Raw genomic sequence first — 18,169 nt, 5'->3', positions numbered from 1 at the left:
GGCACCGCGGTGCCCGCGGCGGGCCCGCCACGGAAGTCACGGCCGTGGCGGGCGTCGCGGAAGCCGCGTCACGTGCGGTTCAGTGGCCCCGGGTGATCCACTCCTCCAGGTGCGGGGCCTCGGCGCCGATGGTGGTCGGATCGCCGTGGCCGGTCAGGACCTTCGTCTCCGGCGGGAGGGTGAGCAGCTTGTCCCGGATGGAGTCGATGATCGTCGGGAAGTGGGAGTACGACCGCCCGGTCGCGCCGGGGCCACCCTGGAAGAGGGTGTCGCCGGTGAAGACGGCGCCCAGTGCGGGGTCGTACAGGCAGACGGCGCCGGGCGCGTGACCGGGCGTGTGCAGCACGGTCAGGTCGGCGCCCGCGGCCTCGATGACCAGCCCGTCGGACAGGTGGTTGTCCGGATCGCGGTCGGGGTGGGTGAACTTCCACAGCGGCAGGTCGTCGGGGTGCAGCCAGATCTTGGCGCCGGTGAGGTCCGCGAGGGCGGGCGCGGCGTCGATGTGGTCGTTGTGGGCGTGGGTGCAGACGATCGCCTTCAGCGTGCGGTCGGCGACCGCCTCGGCGATGGCCTCGGCGTCGTGGGCGGCGTCGATGACGATCGCCTCACGTTCGTCGCCGACGATCCACACGTTGTTGTCGACGTCCCAGGTGCCGCCGTCGAGGGTGAACTGCCCCGAGGTGACGAGTCGTTCGATGCGCGTGGTCATCACAGCACCACCACCGAACGCAGCACGTCGCCGCCGTGCATCCGCTCGAAGGCCTTCTCCACCTCGTCGAGCTGGATGGTCTCGGTCACGAAGGCGTCCAGCGGCAGCCGGCCCTGCAGGTGCAGGTCGATGAGCATCGGGAAGTCCCGGGACGGCAGACAGTCGCCGTACCAGCTGGACTTGAGGGCCCCGCCGCGCCCGAAGACGTCGAGGAGCGGGAGTTCGAGCTTCATCTCGGGAGTGGGCACGCCGACGAGGACGACGGTGCCGGCCAGGTCACGGGCGTAGAAGGCCTGCCGGTACGTCTCCGGGCGGCCCACCGCCTCGATGACGACGTCGGCGCCGAAGCCGCCGGTCAGTTCACGGATCGCCTCGATGGGGTCGTCCTCACGGGAGTTGACCGTGTGGGTGGCGCCCAGGGTGCGGGCCTTCGCCAGCTTCCGGTCGTCGATGTCGACGGCGATGATCTTCGCGGCGCCCGCCAGGTTCGACCCGGCGATCGCCGCGTCGCCGACCCCGCCGCAGCCGATCACGGCGACCGAGTCGCCCCGGCCGACGTTGCCGGTGTTGATCGCGGCACCGATGCCCGCCATCACCCCGCAGCCGAGCAGCCCGGCGACGGCCGGGGAGACGGCCGCGTCGACCTTGGTGCACTGCCCGGCGGCGACCAGCGTCTTCTCGGCGAAGGCGCCGATCCCGAGGGCCGGGGAGAGTTCCTGCCCGGTCGAGGCGAGGGTCATCCGCTGCTTCGCATTGTGGGTGTTGAAGCAGTACCAGGGGCGGCCGCGCAGACAGGCCCGGCAGTTCCCGCACACGGCACGCCAGTTGAGGATCACGAAGTCGCCCGGAGCCACGTCCGTGACGCCCTCGCCGACCGCCTCCACGACACCGGCGGCCTCGTGACCGAGCAGGAAGGGGAACTCGTCATTGATCCCGCCCTGCTTGTAGTGCAGGTCGGTGTGACAGACCCCGCAGGCCTGCACCTGTACGACGGCTTCGCCCGGGCCGGGGTCCGGCACCACGATCGTCTCGACCCGCACCGGCTCGTCCTTGCCCGGTGCGATCACGCCGCGTACTTCCTGCGCCATGGTCCTGACCTTTCGTCGCTCTGCTGACGTGCTGTCTTCCGACCCTACGCGTGACCGATCGGTAACGGCGCGGAGCGCGTCCGCCCTTCCTGATCTTTCCGTCCCGGCCGCGACCGGGTCACACCGGGGGCTGAGCGGGCGTCGGGACCGGGGGCCGAGCGGGCGTCGGGACCGGGAGGGACCGTCGTAGCCTGGGGGCGCCGCCCACCGCCCGGACGAGGAGCACCGTGACCGCCGCAGCCGCAGTTCCGCCGACAGACCGGAGCGGTCCGTCCGTGTTCCGGCTGCTCCTGTCCTACGTACGGCCGCACCGGTGGGCCCTGCTGGCGGGCGCGCTGCTCTCGCTGGTGACGGGCGCGACCGGGCTGCTGCTGCCGCTGGTGGCCCGCGGGTTGATCGAGGACCTCTCCCAAGACCGTTCCATCACCGGGAAGTTGCTGGCGATGGCGGCGCTGGTGGTGGCCAACGCCGGAGTGGGCGCGCTGGGCGCCTACGTGCTCAGGCGCACCGCCGAGTCGGTGGTGCTGGGGGCGCGGCGGACCCTGTCGTCGTACCTGCTGCGGCTGCGGATCGCCGCGGTGGACCGTACCGAACCCGGTGACCTGATGGCACGGATCACCTCGGACACCACCCTGCTGCGCGAGGTGACGACGGACTCGCTGGTGGCACTGGGTACGGGCGGACTCACCCTGGTCGCCACCGTGGTGATGATGGGGGTGGTCGACCCCGTGCTGCTGGCCGTCACGCTCGTGGTGATCGCCGCCGCGGGCACCGTGCTGGGCACGATCGTGCCGCGGATCAACCGGGCCAGCCGCCGGGCGCAGGACGCGGTCGGGGTGATGGGGGCCTCGCTGGAACGGGTGCTGGGCGCGTTGCGCACGGTGAAGGCGTCGGGTGCCGAGCACCGGGAGGAGCAGTCCCTGCACGCGGCGGCCGAGGAGTCCTGGCGGCAGAGCGTGCGGGCCGCCAAGTGGTCCGCGGCGGCGGGCAACACGGCGGGGCTCGCGATGCAGCTGGCGTTCATCACGGTGCTGGCGGTGGGCGGGGCACGGGTGGCGACCGGTGCGATCGGGGTGGGCACGCTGGTGGCGTTCCTGCTCTACGTGTTCTACCTGATGCAGCCGATCCAGCAGGTCGTCGGGGCGATCACGCAGTACCAGACCGGTGCCGGGGCGCTCGCCCGGATCCAGGAGGCGCTGCGGCTGCCCGCCGAACCGCCGTCCGCGCCCGCCGAGCTGCCGTCGGCCGGCGCCGAACCGGCCTCCGTCGCCTTCACGGACGTGCGTTTCCGCTACGCCGACGACCTGCCGTACGTCCATCACGGGGTGAGCTTCGACGTTCCGGCGCGGGGCATGACGGCGTTCGTCGGGCCGTCCGGCGCGGGCAAGACCACCGTGTTCTCGCTGATCGAGCGGTTCTACGACCCGGAGTCCGGCACGATCGCCGTCGACGGCCGCCCGCTGGACGAGTGGGAACTCCCGCTGCTGCGCTCGGCCATCGGGTACGTCGAGCAGGACGCGCCGGTGCTGTCGGGGTCGCTGCGGGACAACCTGCTGCTGGGCAACCCGGAGGCGGACGAGGACGCGGTGGCTCGGGTGGTGAAGACGACCCGGCTCGACGGTCTGGTCGCCCGGCTGCCGCAGGGGCTGGGCACCCTGGTCGGGCACCGCGGGACCAAGCTGTCCGGCGGTGAGCGCCAACGGGTCGCGATCGCACGGGCGTTGCTGCGCCGGCCCCGGCTGCTCCTGCTCGACGAGGCGACCTCGCAGCTGGACGCGGTGAACGAGGCGGCGCTCCGGGACACGGTCGCCGACGTGGCACGGTCGACCACGGTGCTGGTGGTCGCGCACCGGCTGTCGACGGTGACGATGGCGGACCGGATCGTCGTGATGGACGCGGGCCGGGTCCGCGCGGTGGGCACGCACCGCGAGCTGGTGGCGGCGGACCCGCTGTACGCGGAGCTGGCGGCGACCCAGTTCCTGGCCTCGGAGCACTGAGCCGGCGGAAGACGGGGAGAGTCGTGCGGGCCGCGAGGCCCACGAGAGTCGTGCGGGCCGCGAGAGCCGCGAAGGCCGCCCCCTTCGGGGACGGCCCTCGGTGTGGCGGTGGGGTCAGGCCTCGATGCCCGGCAGCAGTCCCGTGGCGGGCGCGGCCAGGTCGGTGACCTGGTGCAGTTCGCTGAGCTTGTGGACTCCGTTGAGCCCCTGCACCTGCTCCGAGACCTTCGGCATCCTGCCCTGGTACTCCGTGGGGATGTTGCTGCTGGAGACCGAGTCGAGCACGCCGAGCGCGGTGAGTTTCCCGGGGTGCTGCGCGCTCGCGTCGGCCGCGTTCGCCAGCGGCGCGGCGAGGCCGGTGACCCCGACGGCCAGACCGACGGCGGCGACGATACGTCGTGTTGAGATCATGTCCTCAGCAACGGTGCCGGCGGCGGACCGGACACGGGCAGCGCACCGCCCTCACCCGTCAGGAGGAGCGCCCGGCCTGCGTTTGCCGAGCCGGGCGCGGCGGAGGAGCCTCGGAGTGAGGGGCTCTCGCCGCCCGCTCCGCGTCGGGTCGCGGGCCCCGCAGGAGGTCATCATGGGCACCGCGACAGGCTCCACGTTCGACACTGACACACTGCGCCGGGCCATCGAGGGCAACACCGGGAACTCGCTGCTCGCGCTCTACGCGGACGACGCGGAGATCCGCATCGTCGACCGCAACACCCAGCCCAGCCACCCCAAGGTCCTGCACGGCCGTCCGGACATCGCGGCGATGCTGGACGACGTCTACAGCCGGGACATGACGCACAGGCTGGACCGGTGCGTCGTGCAGGGCGACCGGGCCGCGTACAGCGAGTCCTGCGAGTACGCGGACGGCGTCCGGGTGCTCGCCGAATCGATGATCACGCTGCGCGACGGCAAGATCGCCGAGCAGATCATGATCCAGGCATGGGACGAGTAGTCGGCCGAGGCCGGAGGGTCCAGGTCAGCACCCGTGTGACCTGGACCTTCTCGGCGCACGCGGGGCTGGGACGCACCCGCCGCAGCTTCCCGCGGCCGTCACCGGCGCTGCTGCGGGCGATCCTGCGGGCCGCCCGTCGCCGCAAGGTGCGCCGACGGCCTCGGTTACCCTGGGGGCGGGCCGTGACTGGCGCTGAGGTGGAGCACCACCGGGGAGCGGTCCGTACCGTCGATGCCGTGCGCCTGGGCGATGAACCTCGCAGCAGCCCAGGAGTGTGCCGTATGACCCAGACCGCCCAGGCCCGTCTCATGGACGGGACCGCCGTCGCCCGCCGGATCGTCGAGGAGACCGCGCGTCGGGCCGCCGACCTCACCGCACGCACCGCTGTCACGCCGTGTCTGGCGACGGTGCTGGTGGGCGAGGACCCCGCGTCCGTCACGTACGTCCGGATGAAGCAGAACCGCAGCCGCAAGGCGGGCATCGCCTCCCGGCACGTGGCCCTGCCCGCCACCACGACCACCGCGGAACTCGTCGGCGTGCTGCGGGAGTTGTCGGCGGATCCGACGGTGCACGGCATCCTGCTCCAGCACCCGGTCGGCGAACACGTCGACGAGCGAGCCGCGTTCGAGGCGATCGCCCCGGAGAAGGACGTGGACGGCGTGACCTTCGCGTCGTTCGCGACCATGAGCTTCGGCCTGCCGGGCTTCGTCTCCTGCACGCCCGGCGGCATCCTGCGCCTGCTCGACGCCTACGACGTCGACCCGGCCGGGAAGCGCGCGGTGGTGGTGGGCCGCAGCGCGATCCTGGGCAAGCCGGCCGGCATGCTGCTGCTCGCCCGGGACGCCACCGTCACCTACTGCCACTCCCGCACCCGGGATCTGTCGGCGGCCGTGCGCGAGGCGGACATCGTGGTCGCCGCGGTCGGCCGGCCCCGGCTGATCCGGGGCCAGGACATCAAGCCGGGCGCGGTGGTGCTCGACGCCGGCTACAACGAGGGCAACGTCGGTGACGTCGACTTCGACACCGCCGTGGAGCGGGCCTCGCTGATCACGCCGGTGCCGGGCGGCGTCGGCCCGATGACCATCGCCGTACTGCTGGAACAGACGGTGACGGCGGCCGCCCGGCAGCTCGGGGTGTGAGGCCCGGCCGGGCAGGCCCGCCGCCCGGCTAGCGGCTCAGTTCTGGCTCCACTGCTGGTTGGTCCCGCCGTTGCAGGTCCACAGCACCAGCGAAGTGCCGTTGGCGGTGGCCGCGTTGTACGCGTCCAGGCACAGCCCGGCGTTGACGTTGGTGATCGTCCCGTCGGAGTTGACGTTCCACTGCTGGTTGGTCTGGCTGTTGCAGTCCCAGATCACGACCTTCGTGCCGTTGGCCGTGCCCTTGTTGTAAGCGTCCAGGCACTTGTTGCCGTACACCACGAACTCCTTGCGGGAGGTGTACGTCCAGGCCTGGTTCTGGCCGCCGTTGCAGTCCCAGATCTCCGCCTGGGTGCCGTTGGTGACGGTGTTGTTGTAGACGTCGGCGCAGCGGCTGGACGCCTTGCCCACGAGGAGCGTGCCGTTGGTCCCGGGTATCGGGCTCACCGCGATCGATCCGAGCGTCGGGAGGGAACTCCCGGTGAAAGTCAGGGAGTTGGTCGACCCCTTGCTCAGGTCGACCTGTACCGAGACGGTGCCCTGCGAGGATCCGGTCGGCGGGAAGGAGACCGTCGTGGCGGTCTGGCTGTTGACCTGGAGCGTGCCGGTGACGGCGGTGGAGCCGGTGTTGGTGTAGGCGACGTCGACGACGTCCAGGCCGGTGCTCGCGGCGCTCACGCCGGTGTACTTGCCGGTGGCGGAGGCGCTGTAGCCGGTGCTCGACGCCTCGGTGCCGCCGCTGACCTTGAGCAGCACGGAGCCGCCGGCCGGGACGCTCGCGGTGTAACCGGTGCTGTACGAGCCGAGGTTCGACTGCGCCCACAGGTCACGGACCGTCGCGGAGGCGCCGGTCAGACCGAGGTCGGACCAGCGGGCGGTGATGTTCGCGGCGGCGGAGGTGCGGTTGAGCAGCACGACCGCGCGGTTGCCGGTGCCGGAGAGGACCTTGCTGTAGACCTGGAGACCGGTGGTGTCCTCGGCGACCTTCACGCCCTGGAGGCCGCGCGCGTCCTGGTCGACGGCGATGACGTCGGAGTTCTTGAGGATGGCGGCGGTCTCACCGGTCATGGTGGTGAGGTCGTTGCCGGCCAGCAGCGGGGCGCCGGAGATCGCCCACAGGGCCATGTGGGTGCGGTTCTGGGCCGCCGTGAGTCCAGTCATGCCGACGGTCAGCATGTCGGGGTCGTTGTAGTAGCCCGTGTGCTGGGCCGCCGGGTGCAGGGTCTGGTCGAAGTTGGACAGGACGGCGGACTGCGAGGCCGTACCGCCGTAGTAGTAGATATCCGTGCTGGTGCGCCACATGGGGGCCAGGCCGGTCGCCCAGTTCCAGGTGTTCTGGTAGCCCCAGTTGCAGATGGACAGGGTCAGCGGTCGGCCGGTGGTGGCGGCGGCCGTGGTGACGGCCGAGCTGATCGACTTGTAGGTGGTGGCCGCGTCCAGGCCTTCGGCGTCACCGCCGCACCAGTCGACCTTCACGAAGTCGAAGCCCCACTTGGAGAACTGCAGCATGTCCTGGGCGTAGTGCCCCTCGCTGCCCGTGTCGGCGGCGGCGGGACGGCCGGTCGGGTAGTAGTAGCCGCAGCCGTTGTGGCCGGCGTCGGTGTAGATGCCGGCCTTCAGGCCCTTGCTGTGGATGTAGTCGGCGATGGCGCTCATGCCGCCGGGCCATTCGCTGGTGTCGACGGTGATGTTGCCGGCGCTGTCGCGGGTGCCCTGCCACCAGCCCTCGTCGATGTTGATGTACTTGTAGCCGGCGGCCGGCAGCCCGGCCGCGACGAACGCGTCGACCTGCGCCTTGATGACGGCGTAGTCGATCTTCGCCGCGAAGCTGTTCCAGGAGGCCCAGCCCATCGGGGCGGCGGGCACCGAGACCTGGGAGACCGTCGCCGCCCGGGCCGGACCCGGCGTGGCGAAGAGGAGCGCGGCGGCGGCCGTGAGGGCCAGGGCGAGGGTGCGTACGACGGCGGCCCACAGGTGGCGTACGGGACCGCTGCCGGTCGATCGGGGCGGGGGGTACATGCGGCTCCTCCACGGGGGGTGCAGGGGGGTGTCCGACCAGAACCGTTCGTCATATCGAACGGGGATCGATGTTCCGAACGTGTCGCGCGCCGAACGTAGAGCCGCCGGGGGATGAAGTCAACGGCTGGGACAGGAGTCAACTCGGGGCCGCGGCAGGGCCGTTCCTCCCGCGTCGACCGGCACCGGGGGAACGCTCTCGACGCCGTGGGCGGTGCTGTTTAGGATCACGGGCACGGCATCGCGTGTCGGTCACCGGCCGGGTGAGGCATGGAGGTGCCCGTGAGATTGCCTTGCGGAGGCATTCCACACATGTCAGTCGAGTTGAATCACACGATCGTCCACGCCCGGGACATCCGGGAGTCGGCCGAATTCCTGGCGCACGTCCTGGGGCTCGAGGTCGGGACCGAGTGGGGCCCGTTCCTTCCCGTGACCACCGGCAACGGGGTCACCCTGGACTTCGCCGCCGTCCCGGCGGAGTCGATCACCATGCAGCACTACGCGTTCCTCGTCTCCGACGAGGAGTTCGACGCGGCCTTCGGGCGCACCCGGCAGGCCGGGATCACGTACTACGCCGATCCGCACCTGAAGCAGCCCGGGGAGCTCAACCACCATCACGGCGGACGCGGCCTGTACTTCATGGATCCGGCCGGACACGGCATGGAGATCATCACGCGGCCCTACGGCAGTCACCGGGAACAGCCGACGGAGTCATGAGACGGTGGCAGGCCGGGGTACTCCCCGGCCTGCCACGTCGCCGGGACCCTCAGGCGAGGGCGGCGGCCAGCAGGGCGAAGGCGCCGATGATGACGGCGACACGTACGTAGTGCCAGCGCTCCCAGCGGTGCAGCTGCTCCTTCCAGTCCGCGGGCCGGTTCCCGGGGGTCCACGACTTGTTCCGGTTGTTGATCGGGACCAGCAGCAGGACCGACATGACCACGCTGAGGACGAGCAGCGCGGCGGCGGTGACCACGAGGCCGGCGCCCCGGTGGTGCCATCCGGCGACGGCCCAGACCGCGACGAGGACCATCGAACCGATGTACCAGACCGGCATGACGGCACCGAGCATCCGGCCCCCGTGGGCGTGACCGAGCTGGCCGGCGTCGCCGGGGAGTGCGTTGAGGATCGGGTTCATGACGAAGGCGACGGAGAACTCCACTCCCACCATCACGCCGACGACCACGACGGTGAACACCTCGAATGCGCTGAGCATGACGACGACCTCTCTGGAATCTAGCGTTGCTAGCAGACAAGGCAACGCTAGTACTGTCGGCGCTCACTTGTCTAGCAGTGCTAGGATCGACGCATGTCGGTACAGGAACGCAAGGAGCGCGAGCGGGCGAACCGTGAGCGCCTCATCGTGGCGACGGCTCGCGAACTCGCCGAGCAGCAGGGCTGGGACGCGGTGACCACGCGCCGGCTCGCCGAGCGCATCGAGTACAGCCAGCCCGTCCTCTACAGCCACTTCCGCGGCAAGCGCGAGATCATCGGCGCCGTCGCCCTCCAGGGCGCCACCGAGCTGGCCGTCGCGGTGCGGGCCGCGACCGCCGCCGCGGACGGTCCGCGCGCCCGGGTCACCGCCCTCGCCCGCGGCTACCTCGACTTCGCCGAGCGCAACCCGGCGGTCTACGACGCCCTGTTCCAGCTCAGCAACGGCCTGCCGTACGCGCGGGAGGACACGCCGGAGCCGCTGAAGGACGCCTTCGCCGCACTGCTGGAGTGCCTGGGCGAGGTCGCCGGGGAGGGCGTCGAACCGGGGCTGTACACCGAGCTGTTCTGGGCGTCCCTGCACGGCCTCGCCACCCTGACCCGGGCGGGACGGCTGCCGCCGGCGGACACCGAGCAGCGGGTGGAACTGCTGGTGGACCGGCTCGCCGAGCTCTGACGCACCGCCCCGGCGGGCACGCGGTCACGGCCGGACGGCGGCTCCGGCAGCGCTCCCCCCGGGGGGCGCGGCCACCGCGTGACCGGCCGCCACCCGCCGCCACCGGGACCACTATCGGGCCGCCTGCGGCACCCACCCCTCCGGCCGCAGCATCCCCACGAGCAACCGGACCAGCTCCCCCACCACGTCGTCCAGCGACGCGTCCACCCACCCCGCACTCCAGTCGTGCAGCAAGCCGTTCACACTCCCGATGAACGCGGCCGCCGCCAGCCGGTAGTCACGGGGCGCCGCGTCCCCGCGCGCCACCGCCGCGTTCGCCTCCGCGCATATCAGCTGCACCCAGCGCGCCCGCCGCGCCAGCCGCTGCTCCTCCAGCCGGGGACTGACCCCGATGATCTCGACGAACGCGATGCGGATGCGCCGCGGATCCGACGTGACGTCCCGCGCGTAGGCGCGGAACAGCACCGTCACCCGCTCGACCAGCGGCAGGTCCTCGGCCTCCGCGAGAGCCTCCCGCACCGCCTCCTCGGCCCACCCGTTGACCTCCAGGTGCAAGGCGGCGAGCACGTCCTCCAGGGTGTGGAACTCCTCGTAGAACTGACGGGTCGACAGGCCCGCCGTCTGGCTCAGCGCGGCGACGGTCGTGGCGCTGAACCCCGGTGCCGCACCGAAGAGTTGGAGCGCCGCCTCCAGGAAGCGCCGACGCCGCTCGGCCTTGCGTTCCTCGGCGGACCGGCCGCCGTAGCGACCCGTCGGCGCCTTGAGCCTGCCCGCCAAGATTGCCCCCTCCGTCGTCCACCCGTTGGCCAATTTTGTCGTGTACGCCTCTTGTGGAGTAAGGCCGCCTCTCCTTACTTTTCAGTAAGTTCGCTTTGAACGCGCACGTGTTCAGATTCCGCGACCCGCGACCGCACGCGCGCCCCACACCCCCCATCAGAGGAGAGAGCAGTCATGCCTGCCTTCAGACCCAGGCACCTTTGCTCCGTGGCCGCCGCCCTCGTCCTGACCGTCACCGCGCCCGCGACCGCCGCCACCGCAGCGGCGGACGCCTCCCTGCGCGAGGTGCTGTTCGTCGGGAACAACTGGGACGGCACCGCGACCGTCCTGAACTCGACCGGCGACTTCGCGAAGGTCGGCCAGCTCAACGTGATCCCCGACAAGGACGCGCGGATCGCCGAGATCAACGCCGACCCGATCAAGTGGATCTACTACACGTCCATCCGGAACGAGGTCGGCCAGGGCCACGACCAGTACGTGGACGACATGTACTCCACCCCGGACGGCAGGTCGGTGGTGGTCTCGCGTCCCAGCTTCGCGGACGTCGTCTCCATCGACCTGGCCACCGACAAGATCAACTGGCGCTTCCCGGTGGCGGGTTACCGCGCCGACCACATGGCCGTCTCCCCCGACGGCACCAAGGTCGCGGTGTCGGCCTCCACCGCGAACAAGGTGCAGGTGCTGAACATCAACACCGGCGCGGAACTGGGCGAGTTCAGCACCGGCGACAAGCCGCACGAGAACGTCTTCAGCCCCGACGGCAAGTACATCTGGAACATGTCGATCGGCGAGGTCACCACGTCCCTGGACGACCCGGCCTGGGACTGGACGAAGGGTGACCGGCACATCACCGTCGCCGACGCCACCACCTACAAGCAGGTCAAGACCATCGACATGCGCGCCCGGCTGGACGCGTTCGGTCTCACGGACTTCTCGGACGCGGTCCGGCCCGCCGCCTTCACCCCCGACTGGTCGAAGATGTACTTCCAGGTGTCGTTCTTCAACGGCTTCCTGGAGTACGACATCGCCAGCGACCGGATCACCCGGGTGAAGACGCTGCCGGCGAACCCCGCGACCAGCACGGACCGCACCACCTGGCTCCTCGACTCGCGTCACCACGGCATCTCGATGAAGCCGGACGGCACCAAGCTGTGCGTGGCGGGGACGATGGACAACTACGCGACCGTCGTCGACCGGGCCACCCTCCAGGAGGGCCCGCTCATCACGGCGTCCACCCCTTACTGGGCCACGGTCAGCGGTGACGGAAAGGACTGCGTCATCTCCGAGAGCGGCGCCGACCAGGTGACGGCGATCGACTTCGGCACCGGCCAGAAGGTCACCTCGGTCCCGGTCGGCGACCACCCGCAGCGCGTCCGGCTGGGCCATGTGCGGGCCGACTGGACGGGCACGTCGTCGAGTTGACGCGCCCTCACCCACTTCGGCCTCCGGGGTCAGGCGGGACTCCGGAGGCCGAGGCATGGCTCAGAACTTCGCCGCCACCCAGGCGGCCAGCTCCGCCCTGGCCGCGTTCAGCAGGGTGGTGCCGGGCGCGGTCGCCCCGTTGGTCACCAGCGCGAAGTGCGGCACGCCGGAGTCCGAGTCGGTGAGCAGCAGTCGGCGGCTGCCCGTCCCACCCGGTTCGGCGGCCACGCCCACGGGGGTCGAGGACGTGTACGCGGGAGGCCCGTAGGCCGTGCCCAGGTCGGAGACGACGGTGGTGGACGCGGTCGGGAAGGAGGCCGGGAGGTGGAGTTCGGTGGGTGCGGTGGCGCTGCCGGAACGCCAGACCTGGAGGGCGTACTGGCCGGAGCCCACCAGTGCGGCCACGTTCGGCAGCGAACTGGGAACCGGGTTCCAGGTCAGGGTCGTGGAGCCGTCGCGGGAGCGGTCCTCGTAGGTGAAGGCGAGCGTGGCCCCGGAGGTGGCGCCCGGATAGATCCGGTCGAGCAGCCGGGCGTCCTGACGGAGCGTCACCGTACCGCTGTCGTCCGTGTTCACGGCCGAGAGGTCCTCGTCGTTCCAGGCGTCACCGGCGGTGAGGACCTTGCCGGCGTTGTCGTTCATCAGCTCGTGGTGGCGGCCGTTGTAGATGTCCCACTGCCACTGGGTGCCGGAGAGCACCGGGCCCGAGGAGGCCGGTGTGGACCACCAGTTCGCCCCGGAGAGACGGGAGTCGAGGGCCTGGTACATGGCCTTGTCGACGGTCGGCGCCTTGCCGGCGGTGGTGCCGGACAGCGGGTGCCCGAACTCGCTGACGAGCGCGGTGGTCCCGGCGGCCGAGGCACGGTCCCGGATGGTGCCGAAGGCGGTCGAGTACTGGCCGTCGGCGGCGTTGCCCCACATCAGGACGCCGGAGATGGCCTTCTGGTCGTAGAAGTGGGTGTTGAAGACATAGCGCGAGCCCAGGGTGCCCGTGTCCAGGAGGCCGCCCTCCTGGTTGGTGACGTTGCCGTTCCAGTAGAGGTTGGGCTCGATGAGCGCGGGCTTGCCGCTCCAGCCGGCGGCGTCCATCCGGGCGCGGAACTTCTGGTAGAAGGGCCAGAGCCGGTTCTGCTCCCAGGTGCGGGAGGTCTCGCCGGAGTCGTAGGAGCCGGCGTACGGCTCGTTGTAGGGGTCGAAACCGACGACGCCCGCGAACTCGTCGGACGTCAGATGCCCGGCCAGATAGGTCATGGTGGTCTGGGCGGTGGCCAGGAAGTAGTCCTGGAGGCCGTAGTTGTTGTGCCAGAAGTCGTACTGGGCTTTCTGGACGGCCGCGTTCTGGGTGATGTTCTGGCCCCAGAAGAGGCAGATGCCGCACGACTCGGTCGGATAACCGCCCAGCGCGACCGCCCACTTGGGGGCGCCGTCGCCGGTGTACCAGCTGCCCGAGTTGAACAGGTAGCGGGAGTAGAGGTCCTGGTGGAAGTCGGGGAAGACCCGGATGCCGGCGTCGAGGAACGCCTGCATCTGCGCGGTCACGGCGGCCAGGTAGGTGGTGCTGACCTGACCCTGCACGGGTTCGGCGTACGCCCAGGAGAGCAGGAAGCGGACGGCGTTGCCGCCGCCGAGGGCACGCAGCGCGGTGGCGGACTTCTTCGCGTCGGCGACGGAGGCGAAGGGCAGGCCGCCGTTCTCCGCCAGCTTGGTCTCGCCGGAGACGTTGTAGCCGCGCAGGACGACCTCACGGCCCTGGCCGTCGACGAAGCGGCCGTTCTGCACGGTGAGCGGGGTGCCGTCGAACGAGAGGGAGTCGGACGGGGTGGCTGCGGTGGCGGACGGGGCGCCCGCCACCGCGAGGAATCCGCAGAGGACAACCAGGACAACGATCAAACGCGCCCGGATACTCGTCATGTTCATTACAGTCCGGTGATTTCCGGACACCGTCAATACTTCTGACTCATGAGTAAGTTGAATACCTGCCTGGCACTTGGCGCTCACCCGCCCACACGGCCGGTCACGTTCAACAGATACTCCTTGCGGTCGAGCGGGTTGTGATCGGTGCGTGGACGCTCGGGAACCGTCCCGCGTGCCACGGGCGCGTAGTGGTCGAAGTCGCTCTCCAGCTCCCCCTCGCCCCGGGTCAGACCGGGCAGCAGCTGTTCCAGCCGGTGCACCCGGGCGGCGGGCACCGCGCCCTCCAGCACGCAGAGCGCGCCGTGCGTGTCCGTCCGCCGGGGCAGCGCGCCGAGCCGGGTGAGCACCGGGAGCAGCGCGCCGAGCGTGTCCACGGGGGCCTCCAGACGGAAGCGGTGCATCGGCTCGTGCACCCGGGTACCGGCCCGCCGCAGCGCCTCGGTCAGCACCAGCGGGGTCAGTCCGCGGAAGTCCTGGCCGGTGCTCGACATGCTCTTGTCGAAGCGCTGGTGGGCATGGCTCTGCCGGGGTGAGTAGCCGGAGTGGGTCATGGTCACCGTGCAGTCGGGGATCCGCCAGCCGTGCAGCCCCTGGCCGAGGGTCTCGCGCACGGTGTCCTCGACGGCCTTGAAGAAGGCGTACGGCATCGAGCCCAGCTCCACCTCCAGGCCGAAGCCGACGCCCGAACCGACCGGTGCCGGCGCCACCCGCAGGCCCACCGTCGCGAGGAACGGGTTGCCGTCCTTCTTGTTGAACTCGACGGCCGCACCCGTCCCGGCGAGCCGCTCGACGTAGACGGTGGTGGTCTCCCGGAAGGTGACGTCGAGGCCGTACTCGTCGGCGAGCGTCGCCTGGACGACCTCCTTCTGCACCTCGCCGTAGAGGGAGACGGAGGTCTCCTTGCGGACCTCGTCGTGCCGGACGTCGATCAGCGGGTCCTGCTCGGCGAGCTGGGTGAGGGCCAGGTGCAGGGCGCGCCGGTCGGTGCCGGGGCACGGGACGACGACGGTCTCCAGGGTCGGGGGCGCGAAGTGGTGCTCGTACGCGCGAGCCGGCCGGCCGAGCGCGTCGCCGATCCGGACACCGCCGAGCCCCCAGACCTTGACGATCCGCCCGGCGCCGGCGCTGTCCCGGCGTTGTTCCGCACCCCGGTCGAAGACGGAGAGCCCGGTGACCCGCCCCTTCACCCGGACGCCCGTACCGCCGCCCTCCGCCGGGACGCCGGTGCCGCCCTCAGCCCGGACGCCGGTACCGGGGCCGGGTTCGGTGTCGGCCCCGAACGGGATCCGGTCCCGCACCCGGAGCGTGCCGGAGAAGATCCGCGCATAGGCGATCTGCTCGCCCGCCGGACCCCGCTCCACCTTGAAGACCGTGCCCGAGACCGGGCCCGCCGGATCGCCGCCGGCCGCCGGCAGCAGCCGTTCGACGCCGGCGATCAGGCCGGGCACACCGGCGCCCGTCACGGCCGAGCCGAAGTACACCGGATGGACCAGGCACCGCCGGGTCTGACCGGCGAGGGCCGCCCACAGCTGGGCGTCGGGGACGCCGCCGTCCAGGTACGCGGCGAGCAGCGCGTCGTCGTGGTCGGCGAGCACCTCCGGCGCGGCCGGCCCGAGGCCGGGCACGAACCGGGCGGCGGGGGTGCCGAGCGCGGCGGCGCGGCCCATGGGGACGAGCGGGACGGCGAGCCTGCGGGCCAGCTGCGCGAGCACGGCCTCGTCCCGGGCGCCCCGCCGGTCGATCTTGTTCACGAAGATCAGCGTGGGGATGCCCAGCCTGCGCAGGGTCCGCATCAGGATCCGGGTCTGCGCCTGGACGCCCTCCACGGCCGAGACCACCAGAACCGCGCCGTCGAGGACGCCGAGGACCCGTTCCACCTCGGCGATGAAGTCCGGGTGGCCGGGGGTGTCGATGAGGTTGACGGTCACCCCGTCCAGCGGGAACGACACGACCGCCGACCTGATGGTGATGCCGCGCTGCCGTTCCAGCGCGAGCGTGTCGGTCCGGGTGCTGCCCGCGTCGACACTGCCGAGTTCGTCGATGACCCCGGCCGTGTGCAGCAGCCGTTCGGTCAGACTGGTCTTACCCGCGTCGACGTGCGCGAGGATTCCGAGATTGAGCATGTGCACCGTGCGTGACGTCCTTCGGCATGGATGGGATTCCTTCCTGGGTGGACATGCACGCAGTGCGCATCGGTGATCCTCTCCGGGTGACGTCGGGACGGGAGCAGTGCAGCAGGGCGGGCCGTCCGGCCGCAACGGATTAACGCCCGCCGGGAGCCCAGTCGGGAGTGCCGTCGGGAGTGCCGTCGGGAGCGCTCGCCGCCTCGAGGGCGCGGTCCTAGAGTGATCTGCACGGTCGAGAGGAGCCGAGGGTGCGTGAGATCCTGCCGGCGCTGGCCGACTGGCACGCGGCCGGGATCCCGTTCGGCCTGGCGACGGTGGTAGAGGTCAGCCGCAGTGCGCCGCGCGGGCCCGGCGCGGCCATGGCCGTGGGCCCGGACGACGAGGTCGTGGGCAGCGTCTCCGGGGGCTGCGTGGAGGGCGCCGTCTTCGAACTGGCGCGGGAGGTGGTGGCGAGCGGCGAACCGCGGCTGCGGACCTTCGGCTACAGCGACGAGGACGCGTTCGCGGTGGGGCTGACCTGCGGCGGCGAGATCACCCTGCTGGTACGGCCGGTGACCGCCGGCTCCGACCCGGCGTTCGGCGCGGTCGCCGCGTCGGTGGCCGCGGGCGAGCCGGTGACGGTGGCCACGGTGGTGGACGGCCCCGCGCCGCGCGGAGCGGCCCTCGCGGTGTGGCCGCACCGGGTGGCGGGCACCCTCGGCGCGACCGGCCTCGACGTCGCGGTCACCGCCGACGCGCGAGGTGAACTCGCCCTCGGCGCCTCCCTCCTGCGGCACTACGGCCCGCACGGCGAGCGCCGCGAGGACGCGGTCACGGTGTTCCTCCAGTCCTTCGCGCCACCACCCCGCATGCTCGTGTTCGGCGCGATCGACTACGCGGCGGCGGTGGCCCGCGTCGGTGACTTCCTCGGCTATCGGGTCACCGTGTGCGACGCCCGCCCGGTCTTCGCCACGCCGAAGCGGTTCCCGGCCGCCGTGGAGGTGGTCGTCGACTGGCCGCACCGTTACCTGAGCGGCACGGACACCGACGACCGCACGGTGGTGTGCGTCCTCACGCACGACCCGAAGTTCGACGTGCCGCTGCTGGAGGAGGCGCTGCGCCGGCCGGCCGCCTACATCGGGGCGATGGGCAGCCGCAGGACCCACGAGGAGCGCCGGGCACGGCTCGTGGAGGCCGGTCTCACCGCGGCCGAGCTGTCCCGGCTGCGCTCGCCGCTCGGCCTCGACCTCGGCGCCCGCACCCCCGAGGAGGTCGCCGTGTCCGTGGCCGCCGAGATTGTCGCGCTGCGCTGGGGCGGCAGCGGCGCGCCCCTGACGAACACCAGCGGGGCCATCCACGCACCCACGGCCGACTGAGACGGCGAGGACGGCGCGCCGGGACCCGGGTGTACCGGGCGGGGTCGTCGCGCGGCGGAGCACAGTGCTGCCGGGGGTGTCAGCCCTGCCCGGGTCGCCGCCCGGCACGGTCGGTCCCCGTCAGCGGGGCGGCAGCCGGTGCAGGGTGACGTCGGTGAGCGTGCCGTCCGCGACGGTCGCGGTCAGGTAGGTGCAGTGCGGCTGACGGCGGCGGTCGGTGGGTGAGCCGGGGTTGAGCAGGCGCAGGCCGCCCGGGGCGGTGGTGTCCCAGGGGATGTGGCTGTGCCCGAACACGAGGACGTCCAGGTCGGGGAAGCGGGCGGCGCAACGGGCCTCGCGGCCCTGCGCGGCACCGGTCTCGTGGACCACCCCGAAGCGCAGGCCGCCGAGGTCGGCGCGGGCCACCTCCGGGAGGCGGGCGCGCAGGCCGGGGCCGTCGTTGTTGCCGTACACGCCGATGAGGCGGTGGCTGCGGCTCTCCAGCAGATCGAGGGTGGCCTCGTCGACCCAGTCACCGGCGTGGATCACGACGTCGGCGCGCGGAAGGTCGCCGAGCAGCCGGTCCGGAAGCCGCTTGGCCCGCAACGGGAGGTGCGTATCGGAAGTGATGAGCAACCGCACCCCACCACCCTAGCCACCACCCCACCGCCCACCACCCCGCCGCCCCACAGCCCACCGCTCACCGCCCCACCGCACTTCCGCCGCGGAACGCCCACCACCGATCGCCACCGCACGGCCCACCGATCATCACCCCACCGCCCACCGACTGCCTCGCCGCCCTCCGCTCACCACCCC

General features: G+C 71.6%; 16 protein-coding genes and 1 riboswitch. Of the genes, 7 read left to right on the top strand and 9 right to left on the bottom strand.

Annotated features, from left to right (window positions below; genetic code table 11):
* Window positions 1-79 precede the first annotated feature (79 nt).
* Both MB828_RS30485 and MB828_RS30480 read right to left on the bottom strand, forming a co-directional pair.
* The gene (locus tag MB828_RS30485) at window positions 80-709 is read right to left on the bottom strand and encodes an MBL fold metallo-hydrolase (RefSeq protein ID WP_301650986.1); all 630 of its coding nucleotides are present in this window, start codon (window positions 707-709) and stop codon (window positions 80-82) included.
* A complete protein-coding gene (locus MB828_RS30480) occupies window positions 709-1,797 on the bottom strand; it encodes an S-(hydroxymethyl)mycothiol dehydrogenase (RefSeq protein WP_301650985.1) in 1,089 nt (362 codons plus the stop codon). The genes MB828_RS30485 and MB828_RS30480 overlap by 1 nt, the downstream gene beginning before the upstream one ends.
* A gap of 227 nt (window positions 1,798-2,024) precedes the next feature.
* On the opposite strand from MB828_RS30480, the gene MB828_RS30475 reads away from it, so the two are divergent.
* Entirely contained in the window at window positions 2,025-3,794 is a 1,770-nt protein-coding gene (locus tag MB828_RS30475; RefSeq protein ID WP_301650984.1) for an ABC transporter ATP-binding protein, read from the top strand.
* A 114-nt stretch (window positions 3,795-3,908) separates the two neighbouring features.
* Here the strand turns inward: MB828_RS30475 and MB828_RS30470 are convergent, their stop codons facing one another.
* Window positions 3,909-4,205 carry a hypothetical protein gene (locus MB828_RS30470; RefSeq protein ID WP_301650983.1) on the bottom strand — a complete coding sequence of 99 codons (297 nt, stop codon included), beginning with the start codon at window positions 4,203-4,205 and terminating at the stop codon, window positions 3,909-3,911.
* A 172-nt stretch (window positions 4,206-4,377) separates the two neighbouring features.
* Between MB828_RS30470 and MB828_RS30465 the strand changes: the two genes are divergently transcribed.
* On the top strand, window positions 4,378-4,743 hold the full coding sequence (locus MB828_RS30465; RefSeq protein ID WP_046733406.1) for a nuclear transport factor 2 family protein: 366 nt from the start codon (window positions 4,378-4,380) through the stop codon (window positions 4,741-4,743).
* Window positions 4,744-4,915: 172 nt separating this feature from the next.
* A riboswitch (ZMP/ZTP riboswitch) is annotated at window positions 4,916-4,998 on the top strand.
* Window positions 4,999-5,024: 26 nt separating this feature from the next.
* The gene (locus MB828_RS30460; protein WP_301650982.1) at window positions 5,025-5,882 is read left to right on the top strand and encodes a bifunctional 5,10-methylenetetrahydrofolate dehydrogenase/5,10-methenyltetrahydrofolate cyclohydrolase; all 858 of its coding nucleotides are present in this window, start codon (window positions 5,025-5,027) and stop codon (window positions 5,880-5,882) included.
* A 36-nt stretch (window positions 5,883-5,918) separates the two neighbouring features.
* Here MB828_RS30460 and MB828_RS30455 read toward each other — a convergent pair whose 3' ends face one another.
* Window positions 5,919-7,898: a ricin-type beta-trefoil lectin domain protein gene (locus MB828_RS30455; protein WP_301650981.1), complete on the bottom strand. Its 1,980-nt coding sequence runs from the start codon at window positions 7,896-7,898 to the stop codon at window positions 5,919-5,921.
* 309 nt (window positions 7,899-8,207) lie between these two features.
* Between MB828_RS30455 and MB828_RS30450 the strand changes: the two genes are divergently transcribed.
* Entirely contained in the window at window positions 8,208-8,612 is a 405-nt protein-coding gene (locus MB828_RS30450; RefSeq protein ID WP_301650980.1) for a VOC family protein, read from the top strand.
* Window positions 8,613-8,661: 49 nt separating this feature from the next.
* Here MB828_RS30450 and MB828_RS30445 read toward each other — a convergent pair whose 3' ends face one another.
* The gene (locus MB828_RS30445; RefSeq protein ID WP_301650979.1) at window positions 8,662-9,108 is read right to left on the bottom strand and encodes a DUF1772 domain-containing protein; all 447 of its coding nucleotides are present in this window, start codon (window positions 9,106-9,108) and stop codon (window positions 8,662-8,664) included.
* A gap of 93 nt (window positions 9,109-9,201) precedes the next feature.
* Here MB828_RS30445 and MB828_RS30440 point away from each other — a divergent pair, with 93 nt between their 5' ends.
* Window positions 9,202-9,780 carry a TetR/AcrR family transcriptional regulator gene (locus MB828_RS30440; RefSeq protein WP_301650978.1) on the top strand — a complete coding sequence of 193 codons (579 nt, stop codon included), beginning with the start codon at window positions 9,202-9,204 and terminating at the stop codon, window positions 9,778-9,780.
* Between the two features lie 111 nt (window positions 9,781-9,891).
* Here MB828_RS30440 and MB828_RS30435 read toward each other — a convergent pair whose 3' ends face one another.
* Entirely contained in the window at window positions 9,892-10,557 is a 666-nt protein-coding gene (locus MB828_RS30435) for a TetR/AcrR family transcriptional regulator (RefSeq protein WP_301650977.1), read from the bottom strand.
* A gap of 174 nt (window positions 10,558-10,731) precedes the next feature.
* Between MB828_RS30435 and MB828_RS30430 the strand changes: the two genes are divergently transcribed.
* Window positions 10,732-11,979 (top strand): YncE family protein, encoded by a 1,248-nt coding sequence (locus MB828_RS30430; RefSeq protein WP_301650976.1) that lies wholly within the window; start codon window positions 10,732-10,734, stop codon window positions 11,977-11,979.
* Window positions 11,980-12,039: 60 nt separating this feature from the next.
* Here the strand turns inward: MB828_RS30430 and MB828_RS30425 are convergent, their stop codons facing one another.
* Window positions 12,040-13,896, bottom strand: a complete 1,857-nt coding sequence (locus MB828_RS30425; protein WP_301650975.1) for a cellulase family glycosylhydrolase — start codon at window positions 13,894-13,896, stop codon at window positions 12,040-12,042.
* Between the two features lie 77 nt (window positions 13,897-13,973).
* Window positions 13,974-16,016 carry a GTP-binding protein gene (locus MB828_RS30420; protein ID WP_430381447.1) on the bottom strand — a complete coding sequence of 681 codons (2,043 nt, stop codon included), beginning with the start codon at window positions 16,014-16,016 and terminating at the stop codon, window positions 13,974-13,976.
* A gap of 251 nt (window positions 16,017-16,267) precedes the next feature.
* On the opposite strand from MB828_RS30420, the gene MB828_RS30415 reads away from it, so the two are divergent.
* A complete protein-coding gene (locus tag MB828_RS30415; protein ID WP_301650973.1) occupies window positions 16,268-17,374 on the top strand; it encodes an XdhC family protein in 1,107 nt (368 codons plus the stop codon).
* A gap of 120 nt (window positions 17,375-17,494) precedes the next feature.
* On the opposite strand, the gene MB828_RS30410 is transcribed toward MB828_RS30415, so the two are convergent.
* Complete coding sequence (locus MB828_RS30410; RefSeq protein ID WP_301650972.1) at window positions 17,495-17,995, bottom strand: metallophosphoesterase family protein; 501 nt, start codon at window positions 17,993-17,995, stop codon at window positions 17,495-17,497.
* Between the last annotated feature and the right edge of the window lie 174 nt (window positions 17,996-18,169).

Origin of the sequence: Streptomyces arenae (genome assembly GCF_022343545.1) — a bacterium.
GTDB classification, from domain to species: domain Bacteria; phylum Actinomycetota; class Actinomycetes; order Streptomycetales; family Streptomycetaceae; genus Streptomyces; species Streptomyces humi.
The sequence above is the reverse complement of the archived record's forward strand: the minus strand, read 5'-3'. Positions and strand labels throughout refer to the sequence as shown.

Bases quoted from the DNA above. Each gene is read 5' to 3' on its own strand.
- MB828_RS30485 (WP_301650986.1), bottom strand. From the start codon at position 709: ATGACCACGCGCATCGAACGACTCGTCACCTCGGGGCAGTTCACCCTC.
- MB828_RS30480 (WP_301650985.1), bottom strand. From the start codon at position 1,797: ATGGCGCAGGAAGTACGCGGCGTGATCGCACCGGGCAAGGACGAGCCG.
- MB828_RS30470 (WP_301650983.1), bottom strand. From the start codon at position 4,205: ATGATCTCAACACGACGTATCGTCGCCGCCGTCGGTCTGGCCGTCGGG.
- MB828_RS30465 (WP_046733406.1), top strand. From the start codon at position 4,378: ATGGGCACCGCGACAGGCTCCACGTTCGACACTGACACACTGCGCCGG.
- MB828_RS30460 (WP_301650982.1), top strand. From the start codon at position 5,025: ATGACCCAGACCGCCCAGGCCCGTCTCATGGACGGGACCGCCGTCGCC.
- MB828_RS30455 (WP_301650981.1), bottom strand. From the start codon at position 7,898: ATGTACCCCCCGCCCCGATCGACCGGCAGCGGTCCCGTACGCCACCTG.
- MB828_RS30450 (WP_301650980.1), top strand. From the start codon at position 8,208: ATGTCAGTCGAGTTGAATCACACGATCGTCCACGCCCGGGACATCCGG.
- MB828_RS30445 (WP_301650979.1), bottom strand. From the start codon at position 9,108: ATGCTCAGCGCATTCGAGGTGTTCACCGTCGTGGTCGTCGGCGTGATG.
- MB828_RS30440 (WP_301650978.1), top strand. From the start codon at position 9,202: ATGTCGGTACAGGAACGCAAGGAGCGCGAGCGGGCGAACCGTGAGCGC.
- MB828_RS30430 (WP_301650976.1), top strand. From the start codon at position 10,732: ATGCCTGCCTTCAGACCCAGGCACCTTTGCTCCGTGGCCGCCGCCCTC.
- MB828_RS30425 (WP_301650975.1), bottom strand. From the start codon at position 13,896: ATGAACATGACGAGTATCCGGGCGCGTTTGATCGTTGTCCTGGTTGTC.
- MB828_RS30420 (WP_430381447.1), bottom strand. From the start codon at position 16,016: ATGCTCAATCTCGGAATCCTCGCGCACGTCGACGCGGGTAAGACCAGT.